Source organism: Rhizobium grahamii CCGE 502, from assembly GCF_000298315.2.
Classification (GTDB): domain Bacteria; phylum Pseudomonadota; class Alphaproteobacteria; order Rhizobiales; family Rhizobiaceae; genus Rhizobium; species Rhizobium grahamii.
In genome coordinates, this window is record NZ_AEYE02000029.1 from 365764 (window position 1) to 378137 (window position 12374).

General features: G+C 59.6%; 10 protein-coding genes and 2 riboswitches. Of the genes, 5 read left to right on the forward strand and 5 right to left on the reverse strand.

Features of this window, described 5'->3' with window-relative positions; translation table 11 throughout:
- Positions 1-195 precede the first annotated feature (195 nt).
- The 4 genes from RGCCGE502_RS23630 to RGCCGE502_RS23645 form a co-directional block, all read right to left on the reverse strand.
- Positions 196-912, reverse strand: a complete 717-nt coding sequence (locus RGCCGE502_RS23630; protein ID WP_016556722.1) for a thiamine ABC transporter ATP-binding protein — start codon at positions 910-912, stop codon at positions 196-198.
- A complete protein-coding gene (thiP, locus tag RGCCGE502_RS23635) occupies positions 905-2539 on the reverse strand; it encodes a thiamine/thiamine pyrophosphate ABC transporter permease ThiP (protein WP_016556723.1) in 1635 nt (544 codons plus the stop codon). Before thiP ends, RGCCGE502_RS23630 begins: the two co-directional genes overlap by 8 nt.
- Positions 2539-3567, reverse strand: a complete 1029-nt coding sequence (gene thiB / locus RGCCGE502_RS23640) for a thiamine ABC transporter substrate binding subunit (protein ID WP_016556724.1) — start codon at positions 3565-3567, stop codon at positions 2539-2541. The genes thiP and thiB overlap by 1 nt, the downstream gene beginning before the upstream one ends.
- A 44-nt stretch (positions 3568-3611) precedes the next feature.
- Positions 3612-3722, reverse strand: a riboswitch (TPP riboswitch).
- Positions 3723-3782: 60 nt separating this feature from the next.
- Positions 3783-5315, reverse strand: a complete 1533-nt coding sequence (locus tag RGCCGE502_RS23645; RefSeq protein WP_016556725.1) for an MDR family MFS transporter — start codon at positions 5313-5315, stop codon at positions 3783-3785.
- A 119-nt stretch (positions 5316-5434) separates the two neighbouring features.
- Between RGCCGE502_RS23645 and RGCCGE502_RS23650 the strand changes: the two genes are divergently transcribed.
- The 4 genes from RGCCGE502_RS23650 (at position 5435) to RGCCGE502_RS23665 (ending at position 9240) form a co-directional block, all read left to right on the forward strand.
- A complete protein-coding gene (locus RGCCGE502_RS23650) occupies positions 5435-5962 on the forward strand; it encodes a MarR family winged helix-turn-helix transcriptional regulator (RefSeq protein ID WP_040675492.1) in 528 nt (175 codons plus the stop codon).
- Between the two features lie 48 nt (positions 5963-6010).
- Positions 6011-6661, forward strand: a complete 651-nt coding sequence (locus RGCCGE502_RS23655; protein ID WP_016556727.1) for a thiamine diphosphokinase — start codon at positions 6011-6013, stop codon at positions 6659-6661.
- A gap of 3 nt (positions 6662-6664) precedes the next feature.
- On the forward strand, positions 6665-8491 hold the full coding sequence (locus RGCCGE502_RS23660; RefSeq protein ID WP_016556728.1) for an ABC-F family ATP-binding cassette domain-containing protein: 1827 nt from the start codon (positions 6665-6667) through the stop codon (positions 8489-8491).
- A 164-nt stretch (positions 8492-8655) separates the two neighbouring features.
- Positions 8656-9240 (forward strand): DUF5666 domain-containing protein, encoded by a 585-nt coding sequence (locus RGCCGE502_RS23665; protein ID WP_244441789.1) that lies wholly within the window; start codon positions 8656-8658, stop codon positions 9238-9240.
- A 4-nt stretch (positions 9241-9244) separates the two neighbouring features.
- Here RGCCGE502_RS23665 and RGCCGE502_RS23670 read toward each other — a convergent pair whose 3' ends face one another.
- The gene (locus RGCCGE502_RS23670) at positions 9245-11071 is read right to left on the reverse strand and encodes an ABC transporter ATP-binding protein/permease (RefSeq protein ID WP_019280538.1); all 1827 of its coding nucleotides are present in this window, start codon (positions 11069-11071) and stop codon (positions 9245-9247) included.
- Positions 11072-11221: 150 nt separating this feature from the next.
- Positions 11222-11299: riboswitch (SAM riboswitch) on the forward strand.
- Between the two features lie 35 nt (positions 11300-11334).
- Here RGCCGE502_RS23670 and metA point away from each other — a divergent pair.
- Positions 11335-12258 (forward strand): homoserine O-acetyltransferase MetA, encoded by a 924-nt coding sequence (gene metA, locus RGCCGE502_RS23675; protein WP_016556731.1) that lies wholly within the window; start codon positions 11335-11337, stop codon positions 12256-12258.
- Positions 12259-12374 lie beyond the last annotated feature (116 nt).

A 12374-nucleotide genomic window follows, 5' to 3' on the forward strand; every position in this document is an offset into this window, starting at 1 on the left:
AACAGGCGTCCGTCCCCGTCCTTGCACTGCACAATCGGGGACACAAGTCTTTGCTGTAACTGATTTCCGCATCGGTTGCATAGCGAGACTCTAAGTAAATGTGGCGCCGTTGTATTTTAGCAAGCCTAACGTGCTTTTGAGTTTCCTCGGTCGCCTCAAATTATGGCGAAAGTGCCGTTGCAACCGCCAGATTCGTTAACTGCGGAGAAATTGCGTCAATCCGGGATGATCCTGGCGGCCCATAAATTCATCGATCGGAGCGGCCACCGCGATCCTGCCGTTCTCAATGAAAAGACCAAAGTCTGCGATGCGTTTGACCTCGTCCGGATCGTGCGACACGACGACGACGGTATTGCTCGTCTCGCGATGCATGTCGAGCAGCAACGCCGCCATTCCACTTCGCAAGCCGGGATCAAGCGCTGCAAAAGGCTCGTCCAGCAGGAGCACCGGCCGGTTGCGAACAAGCGCACGTGCAAAGGCCACCCGCTGCCGTTCCCCGCCGGACAGCGTCGCCGGCATTCGTCGTTCAAACCCGCGGAGCCCGACCTTTTCAAGCGAAGACGTGATCGATTGGCGGTCGGCAGTCGTCAGCTTCATCGACGGGTTGATGCCAAGGCCGATGTTGGTAACGACATCGAGATGCGCGAACAGATTGTTGTCCTGAAAGACGAGAGAGACGGCCCGCCGGGCCGGGTACTCGCTGGTCACATCCTTCCCTGCGATCACGATCTGCCCTCGCTCAGCCACATCAAAGCCAGCCAGCAGATTGAGGAAGGTTGACTTGCCGGCACCGGACGCGCCCGTCACAGCAATCACAGCACCGGCAGGAAGCCGGCAATCGAAGTGAAACTCCTGCACGCCAAGTTGGAGACCGACGTCGCGCATCTCGACCGAGAACCGCGGATCAACCATGGAAAGCCACCTCTCGCCGCGCTGGCCCCATGGTGCCGGCGATTGTGAGCAGCAGGCAGAGGATGCCAAGGATCAGCGCTAGACCATCCGCATCGTTCGTCCGGTAACTCCCCATGCGGCTATAAACGAGCCAAGGCAACGTGACGAAACTGTCCGAGCCGAACAATGCGACGGCGCCAAGATCGCCGAGCGACAGCGCCATCGCGAACGAAAATGCCGTGAGCACTGGTCTAATCAGGGCTGGCATATCGATCAGGCGCAGCCGCACCCAACCCGAGACACCAAGACTCGCCGCAAGTTTCTGCGTTCGGCGCTTGTGGACGATGAAAGCCGGCTCGAGGACACGCATCACAAAGGGCAGGGACATCAAAGCGTTGATCGCGACAATCAGCAGCGGAGCCACGGCGCTGGCGTCACCGAAGCTTCTCAGCGCTAGAAACCAGCCCGTCGCCAAGACGATCGGCGGCACGAGCAAGACCAACGATGATGCGCCACCCATGGCGGCAAAGAACGCTCCTGCGCCCGGGATCCCTGAACGCCGGAGAAGCGCCGCCCGGCGCGCACCCACCAGCATCATCGACATAAGTAAGGCGCTAGTGGCCGCGGAGATCGAGATGGCAAGACTGGTCGCAGCCGACTGCCAGAAAATGGGTTCACTGATGAGCTTCATGAGATTGGACCGAAGGCCAGCCAGAAGCACCGACATCAAAGGTAAACCAAGGAACAGAGCGGCGAACAGCAGGATGCTTCCATCCACGAGCCGCGCACCCAACAGCCCACCATCCGGGCGCCTGATCGCCTTGCCGACAGTCATCCCTTCATCCGCGGACGCAGGAAGACATGACAGCGCCCCAAGGATGACCGATGTAAGGGCGATCTGCAGCAGGGAAAGCGTGACGGCCCGGCCCGGATCAAAATCAAAACGCAGCGACTGATATATGGCAACCTCGACGGTCGTTGCGGCCGGTCCGCCACCCAGTGTCAGCACCAGCGTGAAGCTCGTGGCGCAGAGCATGAAGATCAGGCCGGCGATCCCGGGAATGACAGAGCGCAGGACCGGCCATTCGATGAAACGGAAAATCGAACCGGGCCGCATGCCGAGACCACTCGCCATCAGCCAGTATTCCGCCGGTACCCGCTCCAACGCCGCGAGCATCAGGCGGCAAGCCAGCGGCATGTTGAAGAAGACATGCGCCAACAGGATCCCGGAAAGCCCGTAGATGCTGATCGGCTCCGCCATGCCGAGCTTGAGCAGCAGCGCGTTCGCAAGGCCCTGCCGCCCCCAGATACCGATCAACCCCAGCGCCCCGATTAGGACAGGAAGCCCCATCGGCACGGCCATCAGCCGAATGATCCAGATGCGACCGGGGAAATGCTGCTGACGCGCCAGGGCCTGCGTGACCGGAATGGCAAAAGCGATCGAGAGCAGCGTCGAGAGCAAGGCCTGCAACAAGGTGAAACGCAGGACCTGCAGGATATAGGGTTCAAGCACCGCTGCCAGAATGTAGGAAAAACCGCTCGAAAGGAGCAATGCGAAGACTGCAAAGCCGACGAAAAGGGCAATGCCGGCGAGACTCACAGCCCCACCCAGCATCGCCCGTCGCATCTCAGCCTCGGTCAAAAGCATCAATTCATACTCATGGCGGCCAGCCACTCATCGACGAAGGCCTTGCGCTTCTCAGCAACTTCATCCGAGCTCATCAGAAAGGTCTTTGATGGATTCACAAGCTTGTCGAACGCGTCCGGTAGCGGCTGCGATGTCGCCGAAACCGGCATCATCCAGTTGTTGGTCGGAATCGTATCCTGGAAGCCCGGCGTCACCATGAATTTCAGGAACTCGCGTGCAAGCTCCTTGTCCGGTGCATTCTTCAGGAGGCCCCCCACCTCGATCTGGATGTAGTGGCCCTCCGAGAATGCAGCCGCCTGATAACGGTCCGTATTTTCCGCAACCATGTGATAGGCAGGCGAAGTCGTGTAGGAGAGCACCATCGGCGCCTCGCCCTTGGTGAAGAGCCCATAGGCTTCGGACCAACCGGGAGTCACCGTCAGCACCCGCTTCTTGAGTTTTGCCCAGGCCTCAGGCGCCTTGTCGCCGTAGACGGACTTCACCCACAGCAAGAGGCCGAGCCCGGGTGTCGAGGTGCGCGGATCCTCAATGACGATCTTCTGCGAAGAATCGCCTTCGACCAGATCCTTCATGCTTTTCGGAGGATTCTTGATCGTCTGGGTGTCGTAGATGACGGCGAAGTGGCCATAGTCATAAGGCACAAATACCTCATCCTTGTAGTTTCCCGGCACCTTGAGTGCACTGACGTCGACACCGCTCGCATCGAAGAGGCCGGTCGCCTTCGCTTCGGTGGTCAGATTCGTATCCAACCCGAGCACGACATCCGCCTTAGTCCCAGCGCCCTCAAGTTTCAGACGCGATAACAACGCCACGCCATCGGCTACGCTTACGAACTTGACGCTGCAGCCGCAGGTCTTCTCGAATGCTTCCTTGACCTTCGGTCCCGGACCCCATTCGGATGTGAAGCTCTCATAGGTGTAGACGGTGAGCGTCTTGTCTGCCGCCTGTGCGCCCTGGCCGGCCAAGCCGATGGTCGCGACAAAGATCGTGGCAAGCAACGAACGGCTCGTGAACTTGAATTTGAACATGGCACCTCTCCTCTGGTTTGCTTGAAGGGGAAAAGGGCGGTGCCAGATGTCACGCGTCTAATCCCTCCGCCGGTGTTAGCCGGATCAGGTTCCGCGGGTTGGCTTTGAGCCTCTCAGCCGCGCGCCTGATGGCACGGGCACCCCGTTAGAGCGTTTGAGATGTATCGCCACGCTTGGCGTCTTGCAAGGGGCGGCCTTGCGGCGCCATCGGCGTTTTACTCCGCGGCTTCGGCGTTGGCGGCCGGCCGCACCTCAACGACACGAGGCAGCTGTGTTGGTTTCAGCATCACCGCCGCACAAAGGCCGATGAGGGCGATGGCACAGGATGCCATGAAAAGCGGCATGAACGCACTGCCATACGCTTCGGCAACGGCTTGACGCGCCTGCTCCGGCAAGGCTGCCAGCATCTTTGGAGTGAGTTGCTCAATGTCGGTTACCCCTGGAATGGAAACGCCCGTTTTGCCGAGTTGCGAGCCGACGATCGCGCCGTAAATGGAGATGGCGATCGATGCTCCGCCCATACGCGACAGCGTCACCGATCCCGTTGCGGCGCCGACGTCGCGCGCCGGGGCAGCATTCTGGACGCCGATGACCGGAACCTGTTGTGCAAGACCGACACCGAAGCCGTGTAGGGCCATCACCGCCCCGATCAGCAGGACCGGTGTTCCGACATGAACCTGCGTCAGCAGTACAAACGCAATGGCGCTGCAGGTCAGGCTTGCGATGGCGAACGGCTTGTAGCGACCGGTGAGGGAGATGATGCGGCCTGCCGAGAGTGACCCGCAAACGATCCCGCCGGTCAGAAGAATAAAGAACGCTCCAGCCGCCGACGGCGAAAGACCGGTCGTCGTTTGTAGGAACAATGCGAAATAATTGACCATCCCGATACCAATCGCGCCGCTCATGATCGACATGATGAGCAACAGGCTGAACGTCGAATTGCGAAACAGCGACAGGGGAACGATCGGCTCTGCGGCGCGACGCTCGACGAAGACCCAACCGATGGCCGCCGCGACGCCGAGCGCCATGATCGCCAGGCTTTGAGGAGCAACGAGCGAGCCGAAGACCTGAGCGCCATCGGCGGCCAGAACGATGCTTGCCGTCGTCAAGGCGAGCAGCAGGGCGCCAGCGTAATCGATCTTCGGGCGGCGGTTTGGTTTCCGGTAAGGCAGCATCAAGGCCAGACCGACAAGGACGACGAAACCGATCGGAACGTTGACAAGGAAGATCGAGCGCCAGCCGAAGAGATCGCTCATTGCGCCACCAAGGACAGGCCCGATGGCGCCCGATGCCATCAGCACGAGGCTGGAATAGCTCTGGTACCGCGCCCGCTCTCGCGGCTCGAACAGGTCCGCGTTGACGGCAAAGATCGACACCATGATGCCACCGCCGCCAAGTCCCTGCAGCACGCGAGCCGCAATCAGCGTATTCATCGATACAGCCAGTCCGCAGACGGCAGAGCCGACGGTGAAGATCATGATCGCGGCCATCATCACATATTTGCGGCCGAAGAGATCGCCGAGCTTGCCGTAGAGAGGCATCACGGCGCTCACGGCGAGAAGATAGGCAGAGCCGACCCAACTGAACCGCTCGAGGTGGCCGAACTCGCCAACGATCGTCGGCAGAGCCGTTGCGACGATCTGATTGTCGAGCGTTGCCATGAACATTGCGGCCATCAAGAAAAGGAAGAGAATGAACCGCCGGCGATGATCGGTCACAAGCGGCGCCGCAGCAATTTGAGTGTCCATAAAGCGTCGTTCCAAATGATGAGTTGATCTAGTTATGTGCTATCAGCATATATTTGTCAATGTCACGCACTTGACTTTGGCATATTCTCAATCGGCGCGTGGCGTGTTATGGTTTCGGAATGAATGAGAGCCTGATGAAACTGAACGACCCTGACGCGAACGAAGACGCCGGCATTTTGCGCATTGGTCAAAGTATGACCCGCATGCGCCTGATGACCGGACGTCGATTGATCGGGCGGCTTGCCATTCAAACCGTGGCCCCTGGTCTTGAGCTATCGCACCTCGACGTGCTGGACGCAGTGCGGCGTGCTCAGGAGAACGGCGAGGTAACGGTCGGGACGATTGCTGACATGATGCGGATCGACCCGTCGCGCGCAAGCCGCATCGTCGCCGAGATGGTGGGGCGGAACATCCTGCGGCGAAAGGCATCTCAGGCGGATGCGCGGCGGATTATCGTCGTGATGACGCCTCTCGGACAAAGGCTGCTGTCGGAAATACGTGCGCAGAAGCTCTCATTCGTTTCCGAGGTGGTCAAAGACTGGAAACCCGAAGAGATCGAGGCGTTCGGAGAACTGTTCGAGAAGTTCATTTCCGGCTTCGAGAGTGTTTTTGAGGCACGCGTCAAGGATATCGCGGACGAAGCCTGAGCGACGGCCCTTTCCCTTCCCCCCTGCTTTGCGCTATGGGCAGTGCCCATGAGCCAATCCACCTTCACCATTCTGCTTGGCGGCGAGCTGCAGGTAACCGATCGCCTGCGAAATGCCGTCTCTGGCAGCCGTTTCATCGCCGCCGACGGTGGCATGCGTCACGCGGCAGCACTCGGCGTCATCCCAGAGCTGTGGGTCGGTGATTTCGACTCGACGCCCGCAGATCTCGAGGGTGCCTTTCCCGACGTGCCCAGGCAACCTTATCCCGCTGCGAAGGCTTCCACCGATGGCGAGATTGCGGTTGCGGAAGCGATCGCGCGCGGCGCGAAACGTCTTGTATTGGCCGGCGCCCTTGCGGGCGAGCGTTCCGACCATGCCATCCAGCACCTGCTCTATGCCGTCAGCCTGGCAGAGCAGGGTTACGATGTGCTTCTGACATCCGGCGGCGAGGAGGCCGTGCCGCTGATTTCAGGCGCAATAGAACTGGACCTGCCGCCTGACAGTCTATTTTCTGTTCCCGGTTTTAGCGAGCTTCGCGGCCTGTCAATCGAGAACGCGCGCTACCCGCTTGCCGTTTTCCATTTGCCCTTCGGCTCGTCACGCACCATTTCCAATGTCGCGAAAGGCAAGGTGCGCCTTTCGCTCGAGAGCGGCCGCGCCATTGTGCTCGCGCGCCCCTACGATCTTTCCGGAGTCTGATCTTTGGCGCCCCCCATCCTGAAACTCGACGACGTCTTTCTCAGCTTCGGCGGCACGCCGTTGCTCGCCGGTGCCGCGCTGCAGGTCGAGCCCGGGGACAAGATCTGCCTCGTCGGCCGCAACGGCTCCGGAAAGTCGACGTTGCTGAAGATCGCTGCCGGACTCGTCGAAGCGCAGTCGGGAGAGGTCTTCCGCCATCCCTCGTCAACCGTGCGTTATCTCGAACAGGCGCCCGATTTTGCCAGCTTCAAGACCGTGCAGGCTTATGCCGAGGCCGGCCTCGGCCCGGGCGACGATCACTACCGTGTCACGTATCTGCTCTCGCATCTCGGCCTCACCGGCGAGGAGGATCCCAAAAACCTCTCAGGCGGCGAAGCGCGTCGCGCAGCGCTCGCGCGTGTGCTTGCGCCGGAGCCCGACATCCTCCTCCTCGACGAACCGACCAACCATCTCGACCTGCCGACCATCGAATGGCTGGAAGGCGAACTGCAGAAGAGCCGCAGTGCGCTCGTCCTGATCTCCCACGACCGGCGTTTCCTCGAGAAGGTTTCAACGGCAACTGTCTGGCTCGACCGCGGCACCTCGCGACGGCTCGACAGGGGCTTCGCTCATTTTGAAGCCTGGCGCGACCAGGTGCTGGAGGCGGAAGAGCTCGAGCAGCACAAACTCGGCAAGGCAATCGAGCGCGAAGAGCATTGGCTGCGCTACGGCGTTACGGCCCGGCGCAAGCGCAACATGCGCCGCCTTGGTGAGTTGCAGACGATGCGTTCGCAATATCGTGGCCACAAAGGTCCCCAGGGCACCGTGCAGGCTACGGTTTCGGACGCGCAGGAGTCCGGCAAGCTCGTCATCGAGGCCGAGAAGATCACGAAAACCTTCGGCGACCGGCCGATTGTTACCCCCTTCTCCATTCGCGTCCATCGCGGTGATTGCATCGGTCTCGTTGGCCCGAACGGCGCCGGCAAGACCACACTCCTGAAAATGCTGACCGGACAGCTCGAACCCGAAAGCGGCACCGTCAAGCTCGGAACCAATCTGGAGATTGCGACGCTCGATCAGAAGCGTGAGGACCTCAATCCGGAAGAGACGCTCGCCCATTACCTGACGGATGGCCGCGGCGAGAACCTCCTCGTGAACGGCGAACAGCGGCACGTGACGGGCTACATGAAGGAATTCCTGTTTCAGCCGGAACAGGCCCGCACGCCGATCAGGAGCCTCTCCGGCGGCGAGCGCGCGCGGCTGATGCTCGCCCGCATTATGTCGCGCCCGGCGAACCTATTGATCCTCGACGAGCCGACCAACGACCTTGATATCGAGACGCTGGATCTGCTGCAGGAAATCGTCGCAGGCTTCCCCGGCACCGTGATCCTTGTCAGCCACGACCGCGACTTCCTGGACCGCACGGTGACCTCGACCATTGCACCTGCTGTGCCGGATGCACCGGACGGTCGCTGGATTGAATATGCAGGCGGCTACTCGGACATGCTCGCGCAACGAAAAGGCGCCGTCGAAGAGCGAAGGAAGGCCGAAAAGGCGGCGGAGCGAGCTAAGCCCCAGGAAACATCCGCCTCCTCCGAGACGGCAAAAGCAAAGGGCAAGCTTTCCTTCAAACAAAAGTTCGCGCTCGAGAATCTTCCGAAGGAAATGGCCAAGGCAGAGGCCGAGATTGCCAAACGCGAGGAGCGCATGGCCGACCCCAGCCTGTTCACCAGGGACCCCACAACCTTCAACAGGCTTGCGGCGGAGATGGAAAAGCTCCGTGGCAGCCTGACGAAGATGGAAGAGGAATGGCTGGAACTCGAGATGCTTCGGGAGGAATTGGAGGGCTGAGCCTTTGCGCCCCTTCGACCTTATCGCTGTACCTGCGTGATTCGATTTTCACGTTTCATTGATTCGTCAGTCCGCGATTGGCAAGATTAAGCTTGCCTATCCGCAATTTGAACGAGGCAAGGAAGCACGTCTTGTCACACATTCTCAAAACATCGACCGCGCTCATCTGGGCCGCGGGTGTTCTAACTATTGCATCGCACGTAACGCTTGCGCAGGAAGCGCAACGCGTGCGTGGTGCCATTGAGAGCCTCAGCGGCAACACGTTGGTAGTCAAGACGCGAGAAGGTACAGAGCAAACGGTGACGTTGAAGCCGGATTGGAAGGTCCGCGGCATCAAGAAAGCTTCCGTGGAAGACATCAAGCCGGGCGATTTCGTCGGCGTTGCGTCACTGCCAAAAGCTGAGGGCGGCGACGGCGCTCTTGAAGTGTTGATCTTCCCAGCCGCAATGAAGGGCACCGGAGAAGGCAGCCGCCCCTGGGACCTGAAGCCAAACAGCACGATGACCAACGCCACCGTCGCTAAGGCCGTCAAGGCAGTCGATGGACATATGATCACGCTGACCTATCAGGGCAAGGAAAAGACGATATCCATCGCCGATGATACACCGATTGTCACCTTCGCTCCGGCTGACAAGACCGACCTCGTCGCCGGCGCGCGTGTGATCGTGATGGGTCAGAAGGCACCTGACGGGACAGTGTCCGCCACAAACGTAACGGTCGGCACAAACGGTGTCGTCCCGCCGATGTAGGTCGTCAGACGACAGGCGCGGGCGCGTTCGCTGCCTTTGTCACCACCTTCGCCTCCGGCTTCGCGTGCAAAGCCTCCAGATGCAGCACACGAGGCTTGAAGGTCTCGACGTATGTGTCTGACCGGCCGATATAGATCATCGCCGCCTCCGGCATAGACGCAAGAACCTCCATCATTGTGGACTGCCATTCCGGCTCCATGCCTTCCAGCACTTCATCGAAGACAATCCACTTCGGTCGTACAAGAAGCAAGCGCGCGAAACCTATAGCCCGCTGCTCATCGGAATCGAGCAGCTTGTCCCAGCGGGCTCGCGTATCAAGCCGGGAAACCAGATTGTGAAGGCCGGCCCTCTCCAATGCCACCACGACGTCGGCATTTTGATAAGTCTCCACAGGCTCCGGAAACGCCAACGCTTCGCGAAGCGTGCCGCCCGGGATGTAGGCCGACTGCGGGACGAACAGCATGTCATCCGTGGGCGGCAGCCCGATCTTGCCGCCACCGCACGGCCAGAGTTCGGAAAGCGCAAGGAAAAGCAGCTTGCGGTTCACGTTGTGATCGCCGTTGATCATGATCTTCTCACCGGCCTTGATCGTCACCGTGCCTTCCTGGATACGGAAGCCACCGCACTGGTCGATCTCTTCGCCGATCTTGGCGGCGATCCGGACGTGATCGAGCGTCAGAGTTCCGGGAGGATTCCGCTCGTACTTGATCGTGCCCCTCATGTTGATCTCGTCGTTCATGCTGGTAAGAGCCTGACGAAAATCGGTGACACGCATCAGCGTGGCACGCCATTCGGCAATGGGACCGAAGTTCGCGACATACCAGCGAAGGGCGGTATTGACCTGGTTGAAGGCGCCGACCGACACCATCAACTGCCCGAACGTCAGTCCGCCAGAGAAATAGGCCGGTGCTGCGACGATGATCGGGATAACAACGACGAGCCAGCCGTAACCGGCCGATACCCAGGTCAGATTGACATTGGCCATCGCTACCCGCTTGATAACGGTGAGCACCGCACTAATGTCGGTATTGATCCGCTTCTGCTCGTTTTCTTCCCCGCGAGCGACGGTGATCGCCGGCATGTTCTCGTTGGCATGCATCAACGCGAAGCGTAGTTCCGCCTCCTTCGAGAAGCGATCCGCATTGAGCTTCACAAGCTTACGGCCCACGAGCTGGCTGAGAATTGATGCTGACGCCGCATAGAAGATAGCGGCCCAGACCATATAGCCCGGAATGGAGAAGGAATGCGCGCCGAAACGGAAGACAAAGCCGCTGGACAGATCCCATAGCACGCCGATGAAACTGATGAGCAGGATCGTCGCCTGCACCAGCCCGATCATGAGGCTTGTGGTGCTTTCGGCGAGGTTGCGCGCATCTTCATGCAGACGCTGGTCGGGATTGACGCCGATCAGGCCGCTGGCTGAAAGGCGGAGCGCACGCTTGCGCTGAAGCCACTGGCTGACCAGGTCCCGCGTCAGGCCCTCGCGCATGTAGACTGCGGTCATTTGATTGAGCCAGGCCTGCACGACGTTGAGCAGCAGCAGCATGCCCGCAATCACTGCGAAGACCTTCAACTGATGGAAAAACCCAGGCAGATCTCGTCGAGCGATGCTGTCGTAAAACGGGGCGTTCCACTGGTTGAGGATCACGGTCGCATAGGCAGTGGCGAGAATGATGCCAATCAGCGCCGGCGCGATCACTAACACCTTTCCTCGGACCGGTGAATGCCAGAAAGCCGAGAACATCACCTTCAAGCGATAGCCCAGGCTCAGGTCGTACCCTACTCTGTCCTGCCCTTGAATGCTTGGCCTGCCTTCGAGGTCATCTGCCATTACGTGTCCCTAGCCGTCATTCTATTTCAATAACCATGGTGACTCGCCGTGTCCACCAACAGATTCTAGCAGTCATTAACGCGGCGGTGACTTCGCATCGACCCATCCATTCGTTTAGGCAATTGATTCGCCGAAGGACTGGCGCTATCTAGGATGCTCTGTGGTGATTTGGCCGGCCGGCTTGCAGCCACGTTAAAGAAGTTGCTAAAGGGCCGCGTGCGGACCGATAGCGATCTATTCTTTGTTTTGATCGAGTGACCGCAATGCCAATCAAGATCCCCGATACCCTGCCTGCGTTCGAAACCCTGGTTCAGGAAGGCGTGCGCGTGATGACCGAGACGGCGGCGATCCGTCAGGACATCCGACCGCTGCAGATCGGTCTGCTCAATCTCATGCCGAACAAGATCAAGACGGAATTGCAGATGGCTCGCCTGGTCGGCGCCTCTCCGCTGCAGGTCGAGCTTTCGCTCATTCGCGTCGGCAACCATAAAGCAAAAAACACCTCGGAAGACCATCTTCTCGCCTTCTATCAGACGTGGGAGGAAGTGAAGCACCGCAGGTTCGATGGCTTCATTACTACCGGCGCGCCCATCGAGACGCTGCCCTTCGAGGATGTGAACTATTGGGGCGAAATGCAGCAGATTTTCGACTGGACTGAAACCAACGTCCATTCATCGATGAACGTCTGCTGGGGAGCGATGGCCGCCATCTATCACTTCCACGGTGTTCCCAAGTACGAACTCAAGGAGAAGGCTTTCGGCGTCTACCGCCACCGGAACCTGAAACCATCGTCGGTCTACTTGAATGGGTTCTCAGACAATTTCGAGGTTCCTGTTTCGCGCTGGACAGAGGTTCGCCGTGACGACATCGAGAAGTCGGAAAGCCTGGAGGTCTTGATGGAATCCAGCGAAATGGGCGTCTGCCTTGTGCATGAACGGAAGGGGAAGCGGCTCTATATGTTCAATCACGTGGAATATGACTCCACGTCGCTGTCCGACGAGTATTTCCGCGACGTGAATGCCGGCGTGCCGATCAAGATGCCGCACAACTATTTTCCCCATAACGATCCCTCCCTGGCACCGCAGAACCGCTGGCGCAGCCACGCTCATCTGCTGTTTGGCAACTGGATCAACGAGATCTACCAGACCACCCCCTACGATCTCAACGATATCGGCAAGGACGGCTAACGCGTGCCGGCGTCAGCGCAACGCTGAAGAAGCGCGGGGCGAACTGAAAGTATTACTTTTTTGCGGCACACCCGTTGCGGTTTGCGGCAAATGGGGGCACGTTCCTGCCTCACTTG